This window comes from Alterinioella sp. (assembly GCF_058343375.1).
Genome location: NZ_JBTUJH010000075.1, coordinates 1 through 23,472, shown reverse-complemented (window position 1 = coordinate 23,472; position 23,472 = coordinate 1). Strand labels below are relative to the sequence as shown.

Annotated in this window: 21 protein-coding genes; 10 read left to right on the top strand and 11 right to left on the bottom strand. The window is 63.5% G+C overall.

The features are described 5' to 3' along the window. Nucleotide 1: 1 nt before the first annotated feature. Both ACW8PS_RS11025 and ACW8PS_RS11020 read right to left on the bottom strand, forming a co-directional pair. Nucleotides 2-1,159, bottom strand: coding sequence for a biopolymer transporter ExbB (locus tag ACW8PS_RS11025; RefSeq protein WP_491527492.1), 1,158 nt, complete (start codon nt 1,157-1,159; stop codon nt 2-4). A gap of 131 nt (nt 1,160-1,290) precedes the next feature. Continuing rightward, entirely contained in the window at nt 1,291-1,824 is a 534-nt protein-coding gene (locus ACW8PS_RS11020) for a gamma-glutamylcyclotransferase (protein WP_491527454.1), read from the bottom strand. Nucleotides 1,825-1,902: 78 nt separating this feature from the next. Between ACW8PS_RS11020 and ACW8PS_RS11015 the strand changes: the two genes are divergently transcribed. Continuing rightward, complete coding sequence (locus ACW8PS_RS11015) at nt 1,903-2,904, top strand: DUF2125 domain-containing protein (RefSeq protein WP_491527453.1); 1,002 nt, start codon at nt 1,903-1,905, stop codon at nt 2,902-2,904. Here ACW8PS_RS11015 and ACW8PS_RS11010 read toward each other — a convergent pair. From ACW8PS_RS11010 to ACW8PS_RS10995, 4 genes are all read right to left on the bottom strand, one after another. Then, nucleotides 2,901-3,896 carry an extensin-like domain-containing protein gene (locus tag ACW8PS_RS11010; protein ID WP_491527452.1) on the bottom strand — a complete coding sequence of 332 codons (996 nt, stop codon included), beginning with the start codon at nt 3,894-3,896 and terminating at the stop codon, nt 2,901-2,903. The genes ACW8PS_RS11015 and ACW8PS_RS11010 overlap by 4 nt on opposite strands. Then, entirely contained in the window at nt 3,893-4,828 is a 936-nt protein-coding gene (locus tag ACW8PS_RS11005) for a prephenate/arogenate dehydrogenase family protein (protein WP_491527451.1), read from the bottom strand. Before ACW8PS_RS11005 ends, ACW8PS_RS11010 begins: the two co-directional genes overlap by 4 nt. Then, entirely contained in the window at nt 4,825-5,907 is a 1,083-nt protein-coding gene (gene hisC, locus ACW8PS_RS11000) for a histidinol-phosphate transaminase (RefSeq protein ID WP_491527450.1), read from the bottom strand. The genes ACW8PS_RS11005 and hisC overlap by 4 nt, the downstream gene beginning before the upstream one ends. 258 nt (nt 5,908-6,165) lie before the next feature. Further along, nucleotides 6,166-8,361, bottom strand: coding sequence for a primosomal protein N' (locus tag ACW8PS_RS10995; protein WP_491527449.1), 2,196 nt, complete (start codon nt 8,359-8,361; stop codon nt 6,166-6,168). An 87-nt stretch (nt 8,362-8,448) separates the two neighbouring features. Between ACW8PS_RS10995 and fsa the strand changes: the two genes are divergently transcribed. From fsa to ACW8PS_RS10975, 4 genes are read left to right on the top strand one after another with little or no spacing between them, the layout of a single operon-like run. Beyond that, a complete protein-coding gene (gene fsa, locus ACW8PS_RS10990) occupies nt 8,449-9,102 on the top strand; it encodes a fructose-6-phosphate aldolase (RefSeq protein ID WP_491527448.1) in 654 nt (217 codons plus the stop codon). Between the two features lie 51 nt (nt 9,103-9,153). Beyond that, nucleotides 9,154-9,867, top strand: coding sequence for a DUF484 family protein (locus ACW8PS_RS10985; RefSeq protein ID WP_491527447.1), 714 nt, complete (start codon nt 9,154-9,156; stop codon nt 9,865-9,867). 4 nt (nt 9,868-9,871) lie between these two features. After that, nucleotides 9,872-10,795 (top strand): tyrosine recombinase XerC, encoded by a 924-nt coding sequence (locus ACW8PS_RS10980; RefSeq protein ID WP_491527445.1) that lies wholly within the window; start codon nt 9,872-9,874, stop codon nt 10,793-10,795. Nucleotides 10,796-10,835: 40 nt separating this feature from the next. Next, the gene (locus ACW8PS_RS10975) at nt 10,836-11,537 is read left to right on the top strand and encodes a CDP-alcohol phosphatidyltransferase family protein (protein WP_491527444.1); all 702 of its coding nucleotides are present in this window, start codon (nt 10,836-10,838) and stop codon (nt 11,535-11,537) included. Nucleotides 11,538-11,630: 93 nt separating this feature from the next. Here the strand turns inward: ACW8PS_RS10975 and ACW8PS_RS10970 are convergent, their stop codons facing one another. From ACW8PS_RS10970 to ACW8PS_RS10950, 5 genes are all read right to left on the bottom strand, one after another. Next, nucleotides 11,631-12,668, bottom strand: coding sequence for a fatty acid desaturase (locus tag ACW8PS_RS10970; RefSeq protein ID WP_491527443.1), 1,038 nt, complete (start codon nt 12,666-12,668; stop codon nt 11,631-11,633). A gap of 482 nt (nt 12,669-13,150) precedes the next feature. After that, nucleotides 13,151-13,339, bottom strand: a complete 189-nt coding sequence (locus tag ACW8PS_RS10965; RefSeq protein WP_491527442.1) for a hypothetical protein — start codon at nt 13,337-13,339, stop codon at nt 13,151-13,153. Between the two features lie 122 nt (nt 13,340-13,461). Beyond that, nucleotides 13,462-14,262: an inositol monophosphatase family protein gene (locus tag ACW8PS_RS10960; RefSeq protein WP_491527441.1), complete on the bottom strand. Its 801-nt coding sequence runs from the start codon at nt 14,260-14,262 to the stop codon at nt 13,462-13,464. 77 nt (nt 14,263-14,339) lie between these two features. After that, entirely contained in the window at nt 14,340-17,330 is a 2,991-nt protein-coding gene (locus ACW8PS_RS10955; RefSeq protein ID WP_491527440.1) for a Hint domain-containing protein, read from the bottom strand. A 145-nt stretch (nt 17,331-17,475) separates the two neighbouring features. Continuing rightward, complete coding sequence (locus tag ACW8PS_RS10950) at nt 17,476-18,381, bottom strand: LysR family transcriptional regulator (protein ID WP_491527439.1); 906 nt, start codon at nt 18,379-18,381, stop codon at nt 17,476-17,478. A gap of 91 nt (nt 18,382-18,472) precedes the next feature. On the opposite strand from ACW8PS_RS10950, the gene metF reads away from it, so the two are divergent. The 5 genes from metF to ACW8PS_RS10925 all read left to right on the top strand — a co-directional run. After that, nucleotides 18,473-19,378, top strand: coding sequence for a methylenetetrahydrofolate reductase [NAD(P)H] (gene metF / locus ACW8PS_RS10945; protein ID WP_491527438.1), 906 nt, complete (start codon nt 18,473-18,475; stop codon nt 19,376-19,378). 91 nt (nt 19,379-19,469) lie between these two features. Then, nucleotides 19,470-19,958, top strand: a complete 489-nt coding sequence (locus ACW8PS_RS10940; protein WP_491527437.1) for a PaaI family thioesterase — start codon at nt 19,470-19,472, stop codon at nt 19,956-19,958. A 142-nt stretch (nt 19,959-20,100) separates the two neighbouring features. Further along, nucleotides 20,101-21,282: an aspartate aminotransferase family protein gene (locus ACW8PS_RS10935; RefSeq protein ID WP_491527436.1), complete on the top strand. Its 1,182-nt coding sequence runs from the start codon at nt 20,101-20,103 to the stop codon at nt 21,280-21,282. Nucleotides 21,283-21,383: 101 nt separating this feature from the next. Then, nucleotides 21,384-22,289: an ornithine carbamoyltransferase gene (gene argF / locus ACW8PS_RS10930; RefSeq protein ID WP_491527435.1), complete on the top strand. Its 906-nt coding sequence runs from the start codon at nt 21,384-21,386 to the stop codon at nt 22,287-22,289. Between the two features lie 599 nt (nt 22,290-22,888). Next, nucleotides 22,889-23,472 (top strand): GcrA family cell cycle regulator (locus tag ACW8PS_RS10925; protein ID WP_491527434.1); only part of this gene is annotated, 584 nt, incomplete at its 3' end.

Genomic DNA, 23,472 nt, shown 5'->3' with positions numbered 1-23,472 from the left:
CTCAACCCTCTTGCGGCGGTTGGTCCCGAACGGGACGCGCGCGGCGCGAGCGGCGTTGTTGTTGGGTGGCCGACCGGTTGAGGTCGCGCAGCGCTTCGGTCAGGGCCCCCAGATCGTCGCGCAGGGCACCGACCTCATCGGCGCGCGAGGCCCCGATCTCCTCGAAGATCTTCAGCAATTGCACATCGATCGACCGCAGGCGCATCCGGCTTTCAGCATCTATTCCGGCCTCGCCGCCAATCGCAGACATGACCTCGGCCATGCGTTCTTGTGACGCTGCCAGCCGTTCGGTCGCGGCCACCTGACCGGGGCCCAGACGTTCCGCCAGATCATGCAGCACCACCGTGATATCCGACATCCGCTGTTCGGTATCGGCGTGGCGCGTTTCCGATTGTGTGAACAGACTCTGCAACGTGTCGATCTGGTCAACCATATGATCCAGAACCGTCGCAATCGCACCGCGATCCACGCCGCCGCCATCGCCTTCGCCAGATGAAAAACTGACCCGTGTGATGGTTGACAGCCATTCCTCCATCTCGCGGTAAAACCGGTTCTGGCCATGGCCTGCGAACAGTTCCAGCAGCCCCACCACCAGCGACCCGGCAAGGCCCAGCAGCGAGGATGCAAAGGCCGTGCCCATGCCGCCCAACTGTTGCTCAAGCCCGCCCATCAGCCGGCCAAACACCTCCATGCTGCTTTCGCCCGCCGCGGGGCGCAGCGACCGGATGGTTTCCACCACGGCCGGAATGGTGATGGCGAGCCCATAGAAAGTGCCCAGAAGACCAAGGAAAATCAGCAGGTTGGTGATATAGCGCGTGATATCGCGGCTTTCCTCCATCCGCGCGCCCACCGAATCCAGAATGGAACGCGACGAGGCCGAGGTAAGCTGCAACCTTGTGCCGCGCGCCCGCAGGATGCCTTCCAGCGGGGCCAGCAACAGCGGCGGGCGATCGGTTGTATCGGTGCTGCCCGACGCGATTTCCTCGATCCATGAAATGGACGAAAAAAGCTGCACGACCTGCCAGTAACAGGCCAGGACGCCAACCAGAAACACCACCGCGATGGTGCCGTTGAGAAACATATTGGCCAGGAAAATAGGGGCCACGGACGGGAACACAAAGAACGTGCCAAGCCCAACCAGCCCGCAGATCATCAACATGATGGCGATCTGGCGGATCGGTTGCGTGAATCGGGGGGCGTCTGGTCTGCTCGTCACGGGGGTTCTGGCCAAATCCGTTTATTTGAGGTCACCCTACCCGGCTTGGCCGGTTCTGCCAACCGATATGGGCGTCAGGCGGCTTTCAATCCGCGAACCCGGGCGACCAGCCAGTTCAGATCCTCGTCGGCAAGGTCCAGCTCGGCCAGATGGGCGGCGGTATTGTAGAGATATTCGTCATTCGGGCCGCGCCCGCCAATGGCATGCGCGATGATGCGGGCCTGATCCTCCAACGCCAGACCGGCCACATATTGCACATGGGACCGGTCGATGACGTAGGTGACAGCGCACACCGTGGTCCCATCGCGGAAGGTGATCGGAAGCTCGCGTTCCAGATAGGCCGAGGAAATCAGCTCGCGTTCGCGCAGATATTCGATGGTGGCGGCGGATTTATCGGCCGCCACTCGAAACGCCACCCCGTCGCAATGCGCCCCCGCAGCCGCATCCAGGGCCAGGACAAGACCCGGTTCATCCTCGGTGCCGCGATGGTGAATCGATGACATGCAGAATGACCGGTGCCAGCCCGGCAGCCGCGCGATGCGGGTCTCGGTCACGTCAAAGCCCGGGTTCCATATCAGCGACCCATAGCCAAATACCCACAGATCCATATTGCATCTCTCTCTGGTGTCTTGCCCTGCCCCCCCTATATGCAGGGCGCAGGCAGGATGAAACAGGGGAATCGCGGCATGAAAATGTTGGCCTGGATTTTGGGCATCGCCGCGGCGCTCTGGTCGGGGGTCTGGTATCTGGGTGCCACCGCCACTGAACGCGTCAGCCTGGCCTGGCTGCAACAACAGGCCGATGCCGGATGGGCCGTCTCCTTTGACAGTGTCGCCACCGCGGGCTTTCCGCTGCGCTTTGACACAAGGTTTGACGCGCTTGTTCTGGCCGATCCCTTCACCGACCTGGCCTGGGCTGCGGATGGGTTTCGCCTGATCCAGCCCGCCTATCAACCGCAGGCCCTGCGCGCGATCTGGCCCGGCGAACAGGTTCTGACGACGCCGCGCCAACAGCTTTCAATCCGTTCTGACACAATGCAGGCCCTGCTGCACCTGCGCCCGACGGATAGGTTTTCGCTGGTCCGGGCCGAGGCTGATCTGGCCGGGCTGGAGATTTCCAGCAACTGGGGCTGGACCAGCGCCATCGACAGCGCAGGGCTGGTCATCGCCGATCAGGGCGGCGATACCGCGCGCTATGATATCCGCTTGGACGCCCAGGGGCTTACGCCCGCGGGCGAGGTGTTGCGCCTGCTGGATCCGGGCCGGCAACTGCCCGCAGCGATCGAGCGTCTCAGCATCGAAACCGTGCTGGAATTTGAGCGGCCCTGGGACATGCGCGCGCTGGAAGTGGCCCGGCCGCAGATCACCCGTATCGAATTGGCCGAATTGCGGGCCAATTGGGGCGCGCTGGCCCTGCGCGCCAGCGGTGATCTTGATGTCGATGCGGCTGGCATCCCGACCGGAAATCTCGCCATCAGGGCCGAAAACTGGCAGGGCATGGTCGAGCTTGGCGTCAATGCGGGGGCCATTCCGGCGGCAATGCAATCCACGCTGGAAAGCGGTCTGGCGCTGATTGCGGGCCTGTCGGGGCGGCCCGGCGATCTCGATGTGACGCTGCGCTTTTCCGAAGGCCAGGCCTATCTCGGCCCGATCCCGCTTGGCCCGGCCCCGACCCTGACACTCTATTAGCGGCAATAGGATCCGCTGCGGTAGGATGCGACATCAACGTGGAAATGATCCTGGTGATAGCGGTCGGCATTCGGCCCCAGAACGGTGCCGAACCGGCCGCAGGCTGCCGCATGCAGATTGCGCAGGATGCGGCCCTCGGCCCCGCTGCCCCAATCGCTCAGCACGGTAATCTCGCGCCCATCGGCCAGGCCGAACCCGGCAATATCCATCGCATTGCCGGTGGCATGTTCCGACAGCCGCGCACCGGGCTGGCTGTTGCGGGTGCGGCAGGAATACGAGCTGATGACCCGGACCGAAATAACCCCACCACCCCGCCGCCCGACCTCTGGCACGACATCCTCGCTCAGCCAGCCCTGCAAGGCCCGCGCCGCCTGACAATTCAGTGTCGGGCGCTGTGAAAAGGTGATGCCGTTGATCGCACTGATGCGAACCGGCTCGGCGATGCCGCAGCCGTTCAACCGGCCCGGAATGGTGGCCAGCCGCTCGCCCGCGATGCCCGGAACACCACATAACCCGCCGCTCGCCCCAACCTGCGCGGGCGGATCCTCATGCCCCGGCGCGGCGGCGGTGCGCCGGTTCTGCCCGGTGAGCAGGGCCAGCAATCCCCGGCGCGGTTCCGGCTCTGGCGCTGCCGCATGCTCTGGCGCGCGCTCTGTTTCATGATCTGCGCCTGCGGGCACCAACAGGACCGACGCGACGGCCGCATTTACCGCCTCCGCCGCTGCCCCCGCTTCTGCCTCGGCTGCTGCCGCATGCATGGCTGGGCTGCGATGACCGGGGCGGATCGCGGGCCGCAGCGACCTGCCGGGGGCCAGACCCGATGCGCTGATCCGGATCACGATTGGTGCGCCTGGCCCCGCCATCGCCATCGCGCCCCCGGGGCGCGGCATTGGAATGAGCGACTGCGCGGGCGGATCGGCAAAGGCCGGGGCCGCCAGCAATGCCACCGCCAGCACCGCCCCCGCCCCGAATGCCACCCGCGAAAGGCTCATTCCCCGGACCCGTCCTTGCGCGCCGCACCGCGCCCGAAATCGGGGGCGTCAGTATCCTGCCCGGCCTCGATAATGCCGCGCCGGATCGCCCGCGTGCGGGTGAAATAGTCAAACAGCAGATCCCCATCGCCGCGCCGGATCGCGCGTTGCAAGGCGAAAAGCTCCTCGGTAAACCGGCCCAGAATCTCCAGCGTGGCTTCTTTGTTGGACAGGAACACATCGCGCCACATGGTCGGATCGCTGGCCGCAATACGGGTGAAATCACGAAATCCCGCGGCAGAGTATTTGATGACCTCACGGTCGGTCACCCGGCGCAGATCATCGGCCACACCGACCATCGTATAGGCAATCAGATGCGGCGCATGGCTGGTGACGGCCAGCACCAGATCATGGTGATCGGCCTCCATTTCCTCAACAATGGCCCCGCAGCCCTGCCAAAGCGCCCGCAACCGCGCCAGGGCGGCGGGGTCGGTTCCCTCAGGCGGCGTCAGCAGGGTATAGCGATTGTCGAACAGCTCGGCAAAACCCGATCGCGGCCCGGAATGTTCGGTCCCCGCCAGCGGGTGCCCGGGGATGAAATGGACATGCTCCGGCAGCAACGGGCCGACCTGAGAAATCACGTCTCTTTTGACCGACCCGACATCGGTCACCGTGGCTCCTTCTGCCAACAGCGGCGCAATCTCGGCAGCCACCGCGCCCATCGCCCCGACCGGAACGCAGAGCACCACCAGATCGGCCCCCGCCACGGCCTCGGCACCGGTCTCGACCACCCGGTCGCACAGCCCGATATCGGCCGCCACCGCGCGCGTCTGCGCCGAGCGCGCCGTGCCCACGATCTCTTTGGCCAGGCCCGCGCGCCGTATCGCATGCGCCATCGAGCCTGCAATCAGCCCCAGCCCGATCAGCGCCACGCGGTCATAAATCACACTCATGCCTTCGCTCCAAACCGCGCCATCACCGCCAAAACCCGCGTGACATCCGCTTCGGTGCCTACCGTAATCCGAATGGCGTCATGCAGGCCATAGCCGGCAACCAGCCGGATGATAATGCCGTTTTCCTTGAAATGGGCATCGGCGGCGCGGGCCTGATCCGCATCCGCCATCCGCACCAGAATGAAATTGCCATGGCTCGGGTCCGAGGGATACCCCATCGCCGCCAGCCCCTCGGCCAGCCGCGCCCGCTGCACCCGGTTCACCTCGCGGCACATCTGCATATAGCCGGTATCGCGCATCGCGGCTTCGGCCCCGGCCAGCGCCAGATTGGACAGGTTGAACGGCCCGCGCACCCGGTTCAACACGTCGATCACCGCGCGCGGGCCATAGCCCCAGCCCACCCGCAACCCGCCAAGCCCGTAGATCTTGGAAAATGTCCGCGTCATCACCACATTGTCGCGCGCCTCGACCAGGCCCGCGCCGCCATCATGGCCCTCGACATAATCGATATAGGCCGCATCAATGACCAGCAGGCAGGTCTCGGGCAGGCCCTCGGCCAGGCGCGCCAGCTCCGCCTCCGCTATCATGGTGCCGGTCGGATTGCCGGGATTGGTCACGAAAACCAGCCGGGTGCGCGCTGTCACACCGGCCAGAATCGCATCGACATCGACCACCCGGTTGCGTTCCTTCACCACCACCGGCATGGCCCCGGCACCCAGCGCCGAGATCCGATACATCAAAAATCCGTGCTCGGTATAGAGCACCTCATCGCCCGGCCCGGCATAGGCCTGGCAGAGAAAGGTGATCACCTCATCGCTGCCGACACCACAGATGATGCGATCGGCCTCCAGCCCCAGACCCTCACCGATCGCCGCCCGCAGGGCCGCGTGATCAGTGGCCGGATACAGATGCATCCCCGCCGCCGCCGCCGCCACCGCGTCTACTGCACGCGGGCTCGGCCCAAACGGGTTTTCATTCGAGCTCAGCTTCAGAACCCGGTCGCGGCCCATGATTTTCGAGGCCCCTCCCTGATAAAGCGAAATCTCCATGATGCCGGGTTGCGGGCGGATCTTCGTCATGTCGGGCCAGCCTCTGTCAATATGTCTCGCCGGGCGCTTTTAGCGGCACGCCCCCCAGTTGGAAACCGCCCTGAGCATCGCGGCACCGATTAGAGCCTGTCGCGTTTTATCGAATTCACCCGGCGGGCCGAACGCGTTCTGCGTTGCAAACGCTGCCTCGGCCCGCCGGGTGAATGCTTGGTTCCTGATGAACGCGACAGGCTCTGACCCCAAATCAAGGCCGCCCATGACCGCCCAATCCCAACCGATCCCAACCGATCAATAAAAACTCTGCGGATCAATATCGACCGACAGCCGCAGCGCCCCCGGCAGCTTCAACCCGCCCACCCATTGCCTCAGCGCGCCCTGGATCGGTGCCCCACGCGGCGCTTTCACCAGCAACCGCACCCGGTGACGTCCCCGAATGCGCGCAATCGGGGCCGGGGCCGGGCCATAGACCGTGCCGCCAATGGCCGTGATCGGCCCGTCCCTGCGCACCAGATGGGTGGCCAGATCAAAGGCCGCAACGGCATCGGGCGCCGATATGACAATGCCCGCCAAGCGGCCAAAGGGCGGCATCCCCGTGGCCCGGCGTTCCTCCGCCTCGGCCCGCCAGAACCCTTCCTCATCGCCCGACAGGATCGCCCGGATCACCGGATGTTCCGGCTGGAAGGTCTGCATCATCGCCACACCAGGCACATCGACCCGGCCCGCACGCCCCGCAACCTGGCGCATCAGTTGAAACGTTCGCTCCGCCGCGCGCAGGTCCGATCCCTGCAACCCCAGATCGGCATCGATCACACCCACCAGCGTCAGGCGCGGAAAATTATGCCCCTTGGCCACCAGTTGCGTGCCGATGATGATGTCGGTCTGCCCTTCCGCGATCTCAACGATCTTGGCCTTCAGCGCCCGCGCCGATCCAAACAGATCCGATGACAGCACCGCCATTCGTGCCTCGGGAAACAGCGCCGCCGCCTCTTCCGCCAGCCGCTCCACTCCGGGCCCCACCGCCGACATCTTGCCCGCCACCTCGCAGGACGGGCAGATCTCCGGCATCGGCCTCGTGTCACCGCATTGATGGCACATCAGGCGCTTCTGGAACCGGTGCTCGACCATGCGCGCATCGCAGTGCTCACAGCCCACGCCCTCACCGCAGGCCCGGCAGATCGTCACCGGGGCATAGCCGCGCCGGTTGAGAAACAACAGCGATTGCTCGCCGCGCGCCAGCCGGGCCCGGACCTCGCCCTGCAATGTCGGCGAGACCCAATGATTGCCCGGAAGATCTTCGGCCCGCATGTCGATGGCGCGCATCTCGGGCATCACCGCAGCCCCGAACCGGTCGGCCAGATCGACCCGGGCATATTTGCCGTTTTCCGCGTTCCACCAGCTTTCCAGGCTGGGCGTGGCCGAGGCCAGCACCACCTGCGCGCCGGTCAGCGAGGCCCGCAACACGGCCATGTCGCGAGCATTATAGAGCGCGCCCTCCTCCTGCTTGTAAGACGTGTCATGTTCCTCATCGACCACGATCAGCCCGAGATCACGAAACGGCAGGAACAGCGCCGAGCGCGCCCCCACCACCAGCCCCGCCGCGCCCTGGCCCACCATGCGCCAGCACCGCCGGCGTTCGGTCATGGTAACGCCGGAATGCCATTCCGCGGGCTCGGCCCCGAACCGCGCCTTCACCCGGGTCAGAAATTCCGATGTCAGCGCAATTTCCGGCAACAGGACCAAGGCCTGCCGCCCCTGGCGCAGACATTCGGCGACCGCCTCCAGATAGACTTCGGTCTTGCCCGATCCGGTGACGCCCTTCAGCAAAGTGGTGCCATAGGTTCCGCTGCGTATTCCCTCGACCAATGGCACCACCGCCGCCTGCTGTTCCGGGGTCAGCGGTTTGCCGGGGCGTTCGGGGTCCAGCGGCAGGTATGGCGCATCGCGCGGCGTCTCATACTGTTCGACCGCGCCCTGCGCCAACAGCCCCTTGATCACTGACCCGGAGGTGCCCGCCATCTCCGCCAGTTCCGATTGCGTGAAACCGACGCCGCCATATTCCTCCAGCACCGCCAGAACCCGGGCGCGGGCATCGGTCATCCGGTCGGGCACCGCCTGCCCCAACCGGAACAGCCTGCGCATCGACGGCGGATCAGCCAGCCCCGGCGCGCGGGTCGCCAGCCGCAGCATGGCAGATAGCGGCGTCAGCGTGTAATCCCCGGCGCGGATCAGAAAATCGCGCATCTCGGTGCGCATCGGGGCCACATCCAGCACCTTGGCCACCGCCCTGATCCTGGCCGGATCCCAATCGCCGCGCCCGGCCCCCCAGATCACGCCGATCACCTGGCGCGGCCCCAACGGAACCATCACATAGGCCCCCATCCAGCAGCCGCCTTCGGGGGCCTTGTAATCCAGCACCCGGTCCAGCGGCTCGGCTGTCAGCACCCCGACCAGGGTGCCTTCTTCAAAAAACGCGGGGCTGGTCATGATAGCGCAAACATCAACAGGGTTCCCGCCACTCTATTCCTGCGCTAAGAGATGCGCAAACCGCATCATGCCCGATAGGATCAGATCATGAAATTCTTTGTCGATACCGCCGAAGTGGACGCCATAGCCGAGCTGAACGATATCGGCATGGTCGATGGCGTCACCACCAACCCGTCGCTGATTCTGAAATCGGGGCGCGACATCGTGGAGGTTACGAAAGAAATCTGCGATCTGGTCGATGGCCCGGTTTCGGCCGAGGTTGTGGCGCTGGAGGCCGACGCGATGATCGCCGAAGGGCGCAAGCTGGCCGAGATTGCCGACAATATCTGCATCAAGGTGCCGCTGACCTGGGACGGGCTCAAGGCCTGCAAGCTGCTCTCGGATGAAGGCCACAAACTGAACGTGACACTGTGCTTTTCCGCCAATCAGGCGCTGCTGGCCGCCAAGGCCGGGGCCACCTATATCTCGCCCTTCATCGGCCGGCTCGATGATATCAATGCCGATGGTATGGATCTGATCGTCGATATCCGCCAGATCTATGACAATTACGGTTTTGAAACCCAGATCCTCGCGGCCTCGATCCGCTCCGTGAACCACATGAAGGACGCCGCCCTGATCGGAGCCGATGTCGCCACCGCGCCGCCAAATGTGATCAAGGCGATGGCAAATCATGTGCTGACCGACAAGGGCCTGGAGGGCTTTATGAAGGATTGGGCAAAAACAGGGCAGAAAATCCTGTAACCATGGTGTAAGCTCTGCCCAAAGCTAAAAAAGAACATGAGGGCAGAGGATATGGGCGAGAGGGCAGAGCCGTTGCAGGACTGGCGCGAACGGGTATTGACCGACCCGGATCTGATTCTGGATGACCGCGATGTGATGCGCGCGCTGATCACGGCGAATGACCGTCAGATGGGCGGCAATATCGTCGATATGCGCGGCATTGCCATGGAACGGCTGGAAAACCGGCTCGATCGGCTGGAAGATACCCACCGGTCCGTGATCGCGGCGGCCTATGAAAACCTGGCCGGAACCAACCAGATCCACCGCGCCATTCTGGCCCTGCTGGAACAGCCCGATTTCGAGGCGTTTCTCAAGATCCTCGGCACCGATGTGGCCGCGATTCTGCGCGTTGACCGTATCCGCCTGGTTCTCGAAAGCACTGAAGCCACCGATGACAGCGCCCCGAATGTGCAAAAGCTGGAGGATGTGCTGACCATCGTCAGCCCCGGTTTCGTCGATCACTACCTGACCGGCGGGCGCAGTATTCCGCAACGCACCGTGACATTGCGCCAGGTCGGCGACAGTTCCGACCGCATCTATGGCGAAGCCGCCGACTGGATCGCCTCCGAGGCGCTGTTGAAACTCGACCTTGGCGAAGGCCGACTGCCCGCGCTGCTGGTGATCGGCTCCGAGGATCCGCACCAGTTCCGCCCCAGCCAGGGCACCGACCTGCTGACCTTTTTCACCTCTGTGTTCGAACGCTCCATGAACCGGTTCCTGGGCTGACATCATGACCCTCGCCCTCAGCCCCGCTGCCCGTGATCTGCTGGCCGCGTGGCTGGACGATGTCGGGGCGCTCCGGGGCGGCTCAGATGCCACCGTGACCGCCTATGGCCGCGACATGGCCGGGTTTCTGGCCTTTCAGGCCGGCCATTTCGGGGGTCAGATGGGGCTTGCCCCCCTGCAATCGCTCGGGTCCCGCGACATCCGCGCCTGGATGGCGGCGGAACGCGGCCGCGGCGTGTCGGCCCGGTCGCTGGCGCGCCAGCTCTCGTCCGTGAAATCCTTCTATCGCTGGTGGGCCGAACGCGACGGGTTCGACGCCACCGCGATTCTCTCTACCCGCGCGCCCAAGTTTCAGCGCAAGCTGCCCCGCCCGCTATCGGTGCGCGGGGCCCGCAACCTGCTGGACACGGTCGAAATGCAGGACAGCCGCGATTGGGTTTCGGCGCGCGATGTCGCCGTCATGACCCTGCTCTATGGCTGCGGCATGCGCATATCCGAGGCGCTTGGCCTGGCGGCTGATGTGCTGCCGCTGACCGACACCCTGCGCATTCGCGGCAAGGGCAACAAGGAACGTGAGGTGCCCGTGCTGCCCGCCGCACGCGCCGCCGTCGCGCGCTACGCAGATCTCTGCCCGCATGATCTGGCCCCCGGCACGGCGCTGTTTCGGGGCATTCGGGGCGGCCCGCTCAACCAGCGGCTGATCGCCAAGGTGGTCGAGGCCGCTCGGATGCAGCTTGGCCTGCCCGCCAGCGCCACGCCGCATGCCATGCGCCACAGCTTTGCCACCCATCTGCTGGATGCGGGCGGCGATCTGCGCGCGATTCAGGAGCTTCTGGGCCACGCCTCGCTCTCGACCACGCAGGCCTATACCGCCGTCGATACCGCCCGCCTGCTCGAGGTCTATGCCAACGCACATCCCAAAGCCTGAGCGGGTTGCGAAAACGCGATCAATGGGTCATGTCAATCCGATGAATATACGCGTCAAAGCCCTTTCGGTGCATCTGTTCACCGCCACCGGTGCCGTCTTTGCCATGCTGGCGATGCTGGCCGCGGTCGAGGAAAAATGGTCGCTGATGTTCCTGTGGCTGGTGGTGGCCTTCATCGTCGATGGCATCGACGGGCCGCTGGCGCGCAGATATGACGTGAAAACCAACGCGGCCGAATTTGACGGCTATCTGATGGACCTGATCATCGACTACCTGACCTATGTGTTCATCCCGGCCTATGCGCTGTTCAAATCGGGGCTGTTGCCGGGCTGGCCGGGCTGGCTGGTGATCATCGTCATCACCTTTGCCAGCGTCGTCTATTTCGCCGATACAAGGATGAAGACCAAGGATAACTCTTTTTGCGGCTTTCCCGGTTGCTGGAACATGGTGGTGCTGGTGCTGTTCGCAATCAGCCCGCCGCCGCCGATCAGCCTGGCGCTGGTGGTTCTGTTTGCCATCGGCATGTTCGTGCCGTTCAAATTTGTCCACCCGGTCCGCACCGTCCGCTGGCGGATATTGACGCTGCCCATGGCCATCGCCTGGACCGGCTTTGCCATCTGGGCCGCGCTGGTGGAATTTCACCCGCAATCCTGGGCCCTGTGGGGGCTGGTGGTCACCTCGATCTATCTGGCATTTGCCGGCATCGTGCAGCAGATCATTCTGCCTGCCAACCGCGATGCCTAGGGGCAAAAGCCGGTAACAATGAATGGCCCCGCCGATGTGCTCGGCGGGGCCATTTTCATGCCACCCGGTGCCGCGAAACCCCGGCCCGCGATGTCAGACAGGCTTTAGCGCCCGCGCCTGCGAAAAGGACAGCAATCGTCTTGAATTTTCGTCCCACAGATGCAGTCGCGCGTTGACCAGACTTTCGCGGATTGTCATTCGGTTGCCATCGGCCAGTTCGGCATGATCGCGCAGCACTTCGGGCAATCGGTAGAACGGGATCCGGCTATACAGATGATGCACATGGTGAATGCCGATATTTGCACTGACCCATTGCAGCGGTGACGGCAGCACATAATGCGAGCTGCCCTTCAGGGCCGCGTCATGCAATTGCCAGTCTTCCTCTGAATCCCAATGCGTGGTCTCGAACTGATGCTGGACATAGAACAGCCACACCCCCGCCGTCGCCGCCAGCAGCGTCGAGGGCAGGAAGATCAGCAGGATCGGCATAATGCCGCCAAAAAAGATGATCAGCCCCAATGCAACAATGATCGCTGCATTCGTGCACATGGCGCTGATCCAGTATCGCGCCTTGGCCATCATACCCAGTGGCAACCGGTTTTGCAGGAAAAACAGGTATCCCGGCCCCAGGCCAAACAGGATGACCGGGTGCCGATAGAGCCGGTATGTCCAGCGGCCAAAGCCGCTGAGCGCCTGATATTCGGCAACCGTCAGGGTGTGGACATCGCCGATACCGCGCCGGCCCAGATTGCCGGCAGAGCTGTGGTGGATGGAATGCGACCGCCGCCAGACATCATATGGCGTCAATGTCAGAACGCCGATCACCCGCCCCAGCCAGTCGCTCAGCGTGCGGTTGTTGAAAAACGCGCCATGCCCGCAATCATGCTGGATGGCAAACAGACGCAACAAAAAGGCCGCGTTGAACGATGAGATCGCCAGGGTCAGCCAGTAACTGAACGACAGCGACCACCACGCCAATACCCATAACAGCAGGAAGGGGCCCACTGTTATGACAAGCTCAAACGAGCTGCGCAGCGCGTTCGGGTCGCGATAGGCTGCCAGAACCTTGACCCATTCTCTGGGCGGGCGGGTTTCTGACGATTGCGATGCGGGGGCGATTGGGTCGAGCATGTGCCTGTGTCCTGTATATGTTGGCTAACCTCATACCCGATTAATTATGTCACGCAACCGTCACTTTTTAGTGCACGGACCCCAAGACCCGATCCACCGGCAATCAGCGGCCATCCTGTCAGGGCCGTGCAAGGCAGCATGGCCCGCCGCGCCCCCGGCATCCAGGCACCATTTAGTGCTTTGGTTCAACCGGTTGGCGCAGCCCAGTGCCAGGTCCATCGCAAGCGCATGCGACCGGAAACATCCTCATTTCTCGAATTTTGGTGTCTTTATTACACAATAACCCTTGCGCTACCCGACATTAAGTGTATATTCGACACTATATCACGATAAAGACCTTTCACCGGACCCAAGACCTTAGATTTTTTTATGACGAAAACCTTTATCGGCGGATGGGAATGTCGGATCCGTGAGACCGGCAGGCCCATCCGCCACCAGGGCTTTCTGACAGCCCGGCGCAAACAGAGCTGCCCCTGGTCAGGCTATTGCAGGCATTCTACATCTGCGACAGCGCCATCGCTCTGCTCAGGATGCACCACACAATCATGCGATGTTCCGGTGTCACGCTCCAGCATGACCATAAATGCAATGATCGCGACGCCGGCACCGATGATACCCAAGGTCAACGCAATCCAATCCACCGCCATGGCATCGCGAATACCCACGGCCATACCCCTTATCCTGCCTTGTGGCATAGTTTTCCCCTTGCCCTGGCCCCCAATTACGACAGCTACCAAGGCAACCGGGCCAATTTTTGGAAAATTCGAGAAGAAATGCGCCGCGAATGCGGCCCTTACGCGTCGGAACGAGCGCGGATGATCTTGGCGAAGGGATCAAAAATGGCCTCGGCCCCGGCAATCAGATGGCCGTCTTCCAACATGCTCTGGCCAATACGCAGGGGTTGCACCAAGGCCCCGGCCTCGCGCGCAATCACGATGCCTGCCGCGATATCCCAGGGCTTCAGACCGCGTTCCCAATAGCCGTCGTAACGGCCGGCCGCGACATAGGCCAGATCCAGCGACGCCGCCCCCCATCGCCGCACACCGGCGCATTCCGGCATCAATCGGGCCAGATCCTGCAAACAGGCCGGCAGATATTGGCCACCCGCAAAGGGCACGCCGGTGGCGAATACCGATTCGATCATCTTGCTGCGGCCCGACACCCGCAGGCGCAGCGAATCGTTCAACCAGGCACCTGCGCCTTTTTCGGCATAGAACATCTCGTCCTTGGCCGCGTCAAAGACCACCCCGGCGACCACTTCGCCCTTGTGTTCCAAGGCCACGGACACCGCCCAATGCGGCATTCCGTGCAGGAAATTCGTGGTGCCATCCAACGGATCGACGATCCAGCGGCGGGTCGGGTCGGCACCCGGCACCTCATCGCTTTCCTCGCCCAGCCAGCCATAATTGGGCCGCGCGGTCATCAGTTCCTCGCGCAGGATCTCCTCGGCGGCCATATCGGCCTTCGACACGAAATCGCCGGGGCCCTTGGCGCTGACCTGCAGGTTCTCGACCTCGCGGAAATCCTTGACCAGGCTACGCCCGGCCTTGCGCGCGGCCTTGATCATGATGTTGAGATTGGCGCTGCCCTGCATGGTCGTCCCCTGTCTGGTCCAGCCCGTGCGTATAGACCCCGCATGGCGCGCTGCCAAGGGCAGGACAGGCGGTTTTTTCAGGCCGCGCGCTGCAGCAAGGCCCGAATGTCGCTGGCTTTCAGATAGGCGCGGGCGGGCGGGCCATAAACCGTCTCAACATCGCCCCCCCCGAAGATCAGCCTGGCCATTGCGGGCATCGCGGCCATCAGATCGCAGATCGTATCGACATCAAGAGATTTCAGCGCCATCGGCCCGGGATAGAACGCCTCCGCCGGGGCCCCTTCGGCATAGATCAGTTGGTGGCGGTCAAACATCAGGTGAATATAGGTCACGTCGCTGCACTGCATATCCACCCGCGCGGCACCGCTACCCAGATACTCGGCCGCGTGTTTGGCGCGGATCAGACGCCCCTCTGCCGCCGCCCAGACCAGCCCATGTTGCGGCGAAACCCGCATCCCTCGTTGATTGCCAAAGGCCAGCTTGCGGATGATCACCGGGCGCAATGCGGGATCACGCGCCAGATCGTCCGGGCTCAGGGTCTGGTGGCGCGCCCAGATCACCGGCTGCAACCCGTGATCGACCGTCTGCACCAGATCGCCCACCGTGATATCCTCGACCGCGACCTGCCCCTTGGCGGTGGTGATCCGCGTGCCGGGGGTGAAACAGGGAATGCCGATGGCGTTCAACTCGGCAATGGAATCGACCTGATCGGGGATGACGCCGATCAGCGTGATGCTCTCGCCATTGGGAAATGTCAGGATCGCATCGCCGCTGCCATCGCCATTGGTATCGGTCACGATGACATCGGCGGCCGTCACCGGCGTGGCGGTGCCATCCGAGGTCAACCCGGTGACATCGAGCTGATCCTTGGTGCTGCCATCGCCCGCATCCGCCATGTCAAAGGCATTGACCGTATCATTGCCGCCGCCATCGCCCAGGATCAGCGTATCGCGCCCGGACCCCAATATGATGGTCTCGATCTCGTCCGCCGTCGTGCTGCCCAGGCCATCGCTGACAATGATCTTTTCCGGGTCGGCGGCGGTCAGATCAACCGTGGTATCGACGCTCAACGCGCTCATATCCAGCGTGTCGCCATCCGTTTCACCGGTTTCACCGCCCAATATGGTGTCATTGCCAAAGCCGTCGCGCAGCGAGATGGTATCGTCGCCGCCCTCGCCATGGATCGCGTCATCGCCCACGCCGCCGCTGATCAGGTCATCCCCGGCCCCGCCATGGATCACATCATCGCCCGCGCCACCCGCAATGGTATCGCCGCCGGTCTCGCCATAGACAGTGTCATTGCCCGCGCCGCTGGTGATACTGTCATTGCCCGCCCCGGCAAGCACAAGATCATCATCCGAGCCGTCGGAATGGTCGCCCGCGTCGATCCGGTCGCCTTCGGGGTCACCACTATATCCGGCATCGATGATGTCGTCGCCCGCGCCGCCCTCGACCACGAAATCGCGCCCATCCGGGATGCCGATCGCAACCAGCTTGTCGATGCTGTCCAGATCAGAGGGGCTGACCCCGACCAAGGTGATCGATTCTCCGCCCGGAAATGTCAGAACCGCATTGCCCGACCCGTCATCGCTGACCGCCACATCACCGGCATGAACCGGCGTGGTGCCGTAATCCGAGGTGACAAGCGAAACATCGAGCTGATCATTGGCGGTGCCATCACCCGAATCCGTCATGTCAAAGCCCAGAACCCGGTCCGCCCCCGAAAGATCGGCCAGCCGAATGGTGTCGCGCCCGGCCCCCAGCACGATATTCTCGATCTCCTCGAAACTGGCGGTCGATACGCCATCGCTGAAACTTCCGGTCTCGGGGTTGGATCCGGTCAGGTCGATGGTCAGATCATCGGTGACCAGGCTCAGATCCAGCACATCGCCGGTGACCTCGCCGATGCCCTCGGCGCTGATCGTGTCATTGCCGAAATTGTTCTCGATGCGGATGGTGTCGTCATTATAGCCGCTCCAGATGTAATCATCACCCTCGCCGCCCCACATCTCGTCATTGCCGACCGAGCCGCGCAGCCAGTCATCCCCGGCCCCGCCCTTGATGATGTCATCGCCATCATTGCCGCTGATCGAATCGGCCCCGTCGCCGCCCTCAAGACTGTCAGCACCCAGGCCGCCATCAATGGTATCATCGCCGCCGCCGCCGAGGATGGTGTCATTATCCTCGTCGCCATAAAGATCATCATCCCCCGCGCCGCCCTCCAGACTGTCATCGCCGGTGCCGCCGCGCAGCGTATCGGCCCCGATGCCGCCGACCAGCGTATCATTGCCGACATTGCCCAGCAGGCTGTCATCGCCGCCCTGGCCGTAAACCTCGTCATTGCCCGCACCGGCATCGACAATATCATCGCCGCCACCGGCCAACACGTAATCATCATCGCTGCCGGCATTGCCGGTCTGCGCACCGGTGCTGTCGCCGGCATCGATCCGGTCGCCTTCGGGGTCACCGGTATAGCCCGCGTCGATCAGATCATCGCCGCCGGTGCCCTCGACAATGTCATCGGGCGGGGCCACGCCAAAACTCAGATCACCGATCCCGGCGCCACCGGATTGGGTGCCGTCCGGCCCGTCTTCAAACGTCACCACCAGCCGTGAAATCTGCCCCGGCAGGGTGATCGTCACATTATTGGCGATAGGGCCATCCGCCTCGATCGTGACCGACCCGTCCGGGTTCACGGTCACGGTTTCATCGACCAGCCCGGTCCGCCCCGCAATCACATCGGCCGCGGCCAGCATGTTGCCCTCCGCGTCATAGGCGCGGATCGTGAACATATCGTCATAGGTGGAGCCAGAAGAATTGACATGCTGCAAGTCAAAGCTGAGATTCTCGACCACATTGGAAAACTGATACTCGGCCGTAATCGGTGCCGAGAGGCCAAAGGCCCCGAATTCGGAAACCCCATAGCCCGATTGCGACGCATCCCAGGCCTTGTCCGTGAACGTGCCGGTGACGGTGGTGGCGTTGGCCCCATCGGCAATCACCGTGCTGCCGCTTTGCGCGGTTCCGCCCGGCCCGGTCAGCCAGATTGCATTGTCAAGCACAGCCATATCGCCACCTGTTTGCGTATCATCACACGGGAAAAATCCCCGAACGGAACGGGGACCACCTGGATGCAAATATGGTCAGCAAGCATGGCCCAAATCAGGCAATCGACAGGCGAGTTCGGGGCAAAACAAGGGTGGCTGCACGCCCTCAGCGGCGTTGCATCTTGACCGGCTCGCTGCGCGCCAGACGCAGGACATGGGCCATATAGGGCCTGGTCGTCTCATCGCGGCGCGTGGCCCCGTAAAGCCGCCGGGTCAGGCCATGTTCGGTCAGCGGCCGGGTCACGTAGCTGGCATTGTTGCGCAAATCGCGCACCACCCAATCGGGCAGAACCGCCACGCCACGGTTCGACGCCACCAATAGCAAAATCACCGCCGAAAGCTCCACCTGACGCACCGCGCGCGGCTCAATTCCGGCCGGGTTCAAAAGCTGGCTGAACACATCCAGCCGGTTGCGCTCCACCGGGTAGGTGATCAGCATCTCATCGGCGAAATCCTCGGCCTCGATAAAGGGCTTGGCGGCCAGAGGATGCCCGGCGGCAGCGACAAAGACCGGCTCATAGTCGAACAGCGGCGTGAAATCGACGCCCGGCAGGTCTTCGGGGTCCGACGAGATCACCAGATCGACCTCCTCGCGCATCAGGGCAGGCAGGGCCTCGAATTGCAGGCCGGGGCGGATATCGACATCGACCTCGGGCCAGGCGACGCGGAACGCCTCCAGCACCGGCAGCAGCCAATCGAAACAGGCATGGCATTCGATGGCGATATGCAGCCGCCCCGATTTGCCGGACCTGAGCGCGCGAAACTCCTCCTCCATCGCCGCCATCTGCGGCAATATCTGATCGGCCAGACGCAACAGCCGCATCCCCGCCCCGGACAGTTTCATCGGCTTTGACCGGCGCACGAACAGCTCCATCCCGGCCTGCTCCTCCAGCCCCTTGATCTGATGGCTGAGCGCGCTTTGCGTGATATGCAGCCGGTCGGCGGCCCGCGCCAGCCCGCCCTCCTGATGAATGGCCTTGATGGTGCGCAGATGGCGAAATTCGATATGCATTAGTCGGGCTCATGTAGATGATGAATGTTATGAGTTTGCCTCATGTGTTCATCTATGCGACATCCGGGGCACCTGATCAAGGATACCCGTCATGGCCCCGACACCGCCCCAGACACCGCCCCAGACACCGGCCCCCGCCCCGCGCGTCTCGTTCGAGTTCTTCCCGCCGCAATCGCTCGAGGCCTCGTTCCGGTTGTGGGATACGCTGGCCACGCTGGCCCCTCTGGGTCCGGAATTTGTCTCCGTCACCTATGGCGCCGGCGGCACCACGCGCGATCTGACCCATGAGGCGGTGAAAACCATCCATGCCCATACCGGCGTGCCGGTGGCCGCACATCTGACCTGCGTCGATGCCAGCCGCACGGAGACCCTCGAGATCGCCGAAAGCTACGCCGCTGCGGGCGTCACCCAGATCGTTGCCCTGCGCGGCGACCCGCCAAAAGGCGCGACCGGCTTTCGCCCGCATCCCGACGGCTTTGCCTCCTCGATCGAACTGGTCGGCGCATTGGCCAAAACCGGCACATTCGACATCCGGGTCGGGGCCTATCCCGATCCGCATCCCGAGGCCGAAAACCTGCAAGCCTGCGTCGATTACCTCAAGGCCAAGATCGACGCCGGGGCCAGCTCGGCCATCACCCAGTTCTTCTTTGAGGCCGACACCTTCTTTCGCTTCCGCGATGCCTGCGCCAAAGCGGGCATCACCGCACCGATCATTCCCGGCATCCTGCCGATCACCAACTGGACCCGGGTGCGCCGGTTTGCCGCCCAATGCGGCGCGCATGTCCCGACCTGGCTGGAGGATGCTTTCGCCACCGCCACGCGCGACGGTCGCGAGGAATTGCTGTCGACCGCGATCTGCACCGAGCTCTGCTCGGACCTGATCGAGGGCGGCGTGAATGATCTGCATTTCTACACCCTCAACAGCCCCGATCTGACCCGCACCATCTGCGCCGCACTCGGCATCGCGCCGCAGGCAAAACTGGCGCAGGTGGCCTGAAAATACGTCACGTCGCGGGCCCGGTCCAGGGCTTGCAAAGGGGGACGCGGGGCGGCAGGTTGGCCACTGGTTCAGCCGCAAGGAATACCCCATGCCCGCGCCCTACCATGCCCAAACCGCCGCCGATCTTGCCGACCGCGACACGCTTTTGTCGATGTCGGGGCTGGCCTTCATGCAGGGTATCCGCGACGCCACCCTGCCGATGCCGCCGATCGCCGAACAGATGAACTACCGGATCGGGACGGTCGAAGAAGGCCGGGTCACCTTCCTGGGCACGCCGCTTTTTACCCATAGCAACCCGATGGGCACCGTGCATGGCGGCTGGTATGGCACGCTTCTCGACAGTTGCATGGCCTGCGCGGTGATGACCAGGGTGCCGCAAGGCTCGGCCTATACAACGCTGGAATACAAGATCAACATAATCCGCCCGATCCCCATCGGGGCAGAGATCGTGGCCGAAGGCGTCACCTCGCATAGCGGGCGCTCCACCGGCGTGGCCGAGGGCACCATCCGGGGTGTCGAGGATGGCAGGCTCTATGCCACCGGCTCCACCACCTGCATCATCCTGAAAATGACCTGACCGCGCCCCGAAAATCTTTCCCGAAAGATTTTCCACCACCACAAAATCTTTCGCGAAAGATTTTGCCCGCGCCCGATTTCATTGACTTCAAGATGCCGTTGGGGCATGGCCGTTTCTTCAACTTTCCGTATGGAGACCCCCGATGATCACGCCGGTCCTGCCCAGCTATTCCCGCGCGCCCCTTTCCTTCGTCAAAGGCGAAGGTGCCTGGATGATCGAGGCCGATGGCCGACGTTTTCTGGATTTCGGCGCAGGCATCGCGGTGACATCCCTGGGCCATGCCCATCCGGCCCTGATCAAGGCGCTGACCGATCAGGCCAATGCGCTGTGGCACAGCTCGAACCTCTATAACGTGCCGGGCCAGCAGGCGCTGGCCGAAAAGCTGGTCGATCACACCTTCGCCGACACCGTGTTCTTTTGCAATTCCGGCACCGAGGCGGGCGAGCTTGCGGTCAAGATGGCGCGCAAATACTGGTATGATCTGGGCCAGCCCGAGCGTCACGTCATCCTGACATTCGAGGGCGCATTTCATGGCCGCTCCACCGGCATGATCTCGGCCGCGGGCGGCGACAAGCTGACCTGCGGCTTCGGGCCGTTGCTGCCGGGCTTTCGGCATCTGCCCTTTGGCGATCACGAAGCGCTGACTGAGGCTGCCAAAGCCCCCGATGTGGCCGCCATAATGGTCGAGCCGGTGCAGGGCGAAGGCGGCATCCGGCCCCTGTCCGATGCCTGCCTGAAAGGCATGGCCGATCTGTGCGACGAACACGGGCTCTTGCTGATCCTGGATGAAATCCAATGCGGGATGGGGCGCACCGGCAAACTCTTCGCGCATGAATGGGCCGGCATCTCGCCCGATATCATGATGGTCGCCAAAGGCATCGGCGGCGGCTTTCCCCTGGGCGCGCTGCTGGCCACCGAAAAGGCCGCCCAAGGCATGACCCCCGGCACGCATGGCTCGACCTATGGCGGCAACCCGCTTGCCTGCGCTGTCGGCTGCGCCGTGGTCGATGAAATCACCAAGGACGGCTTTCTCGACGACATAAGCCGCCGCGCGGGCTTTTTGCGGCAGCAACTCGAAGGCCTCGTTGCCAGCCACCCCGACATCTTCACCGGCATCCGCGGCAAGGGTTTCATGTTGGGGCTGATCTGCACACCGCCCAATCTGGATGTGGTCAATGCCGGCTATGACGCCCTTGTCCTGACCGTGCCGGGCGGCGACAATGTCGTGCGCCTGTTGCCGTCGCTGACCATATCCGAGGAAGAAATCGCACAAGGCGTCGCGCGCCTAGATACCGCCGCCACCGCATTGGAACCCGCCGACTAACCATCCCCCTCCGCTTCTTTGCGCCCCAAATATCCTCGGGGGAGCGCGAGGGGGCAGACAGCCCCCTCGCTCCCGCCACCAGCCAAAAGCATCAAAACCCCATGACCCATTTCCTCGATATCGACCAAACCCCCGCCGCCGACCTGCGCCAGATTCTGACCCAGGCCGCCGCGATGAAATCGGCCCGCAAGGGCCTGCCCAAAGGCACGCCCGACGCCGAGCAGGCGCTGGCGAACCACATGGTGGCGCTGATCTTTGAAAAACCCTCCACCCGCACCCGCATCAGTTTCGATGTCGGCGTGCGCCAGATGGGCGGCCAGACCCTGGTGCTGTCAGGCTCCGACATGCAGCTTGGCCATGGTGAAACCATCGCCGATACCGCCCGCGTGCTGAGCCGCTATGTCGATCTGATCATGATCCGCACCTTCGAGGAAGCCACCCTGCTGGAAATGGCCGAATACGCCACGGTGCCGGTGATCAACGGCCTGACCAACCGCAGCCATCCCTGCCAGATCATGGCCGACATTCTGACCTTCGAGGAACATCACGGCCCCATTGCGGGCAAAAAGGTGGTCTGGTCCGGCGACGGCAACAATGTCTTTGCCAGCTTCGCCCATGCCGCCCAAAAATTCGGCTTTGACCTGACCTTCACCGGCCCCGAAACACTGGACCCTGAGGCGCACCTGATCCCCGGCATCACCATTGAACGCGACCCGCACAAGGCCGTGCAGGGGGCCGATCTGGTGGTCACCGATACCTGGGTCTCGATGCATGATCCGCAAAGCGCGCGCGAACGCCGCCACAACCAGTTGCGCGGCTATCAGGTCAACGAAGATCTGATGGCGGCGGCCAAGCCCGACGCGATCTTCATGCATTGCCTGCCCGCCCATCGTGACGATGAGGCAACCAGCGCGGTGATGGACGGCCCGCGCTCGGTGATCTTCGACGAAGCCGAGAACCGCCTGCACGCGCAAAAGGCCATCATGCGGTTCTGCCTGGGGGTCTGAGGCGCTCTGATTCCCGATCCGGCACGGGTGGTTCGGGCGGCCTCGCCGCGCGTTCCGCGCGTCGATCCGGTTTTGGATATTTGAAGCACAAAGAAGGCCGGGGCCAGCAAACCCTTACGCATCGCTCTTGCTTGGCGGCGTCAGGTTCAAAGGTCAGGCGAGGGCACCGGCAAGGGAGCAGGATCTGTCCGTCACCACGGCTTGCGTGACATGCTCTGCTGGCGGCGATGGTAGCGATCTCCTGAGCCTCCCCGGGCACGCCCGTTGCTGCACTGACGGGGCTTGCCCTTCTGATCGCTCTGGCGCAGGCCTGTTACGTCAACGCCAAGGCCCGCGCCGATGCCAGCTTCGTGACCCCGTTTTCTTTTGTCACCCTCGTCTTTGCCGCCCTCTTTGATGCGGCGGTTTTGGCACGGTGCCCGACCTGATCAGCCTGATCGACAGCGCCATCATTATCTCGGGCGCAGCCCTTCTGACCTGGCACCAGGCCTATCTGCGCATATCGCCCGCGTAATCGCCGCGCTTGCCCCTTTTCATCCCCGCCCGGGGCCCATATAACCAGAGGCTGCACTTGGGGCTAAGGATCAGGAGGGGCATATATGTCCTGGACCGACGAGCGGGTAGAGCTTCTCAAAAAAATGTGGGGCGAGGGGCAATCAGCCTCACAAATCGCCAAGGAACTGGGCGGCGTGACGCGCAATGCCGTGATCGGCAAGGTGCATCGCCTTGGCCTGTCAAACCGCACGGCAGGCGCTGCGGCCAAATCAGCCGCCCCTGCCGCCAAGGAAGCCGCCGCCAAACCTGCGGCCAAACCCGACCCCGCCCCCAAACCGGCAGCACCGCGCGCCAAAGAAAGCAGCCCGGCACCTGAACCCGCCGCACGCCCCAATAACGTGATGCCACTGCGCAAACCCATCGTGCCCGCAGGTCAGCCGCTGCCGCCGCAACCCTCAGCCAATGAGATCAGCCCCGAGGCGCTGGCCAAGGTCAGCGAGGTCGAGAAACACGCCAAACGCATCAGCCTGATGGAATTGACCGAACGGGTCTGCAAATGGCCAATCGGCGATCCCGCCACCGATGATTTCTATTTCTGCGGCCTGCCGGTGCAACAGGGCAAACCCTATTGCGAAGCCCATGTCGGCGTCGCGTTTCAACCCATGAGCAGCCGCCGCGACCGGCGGCG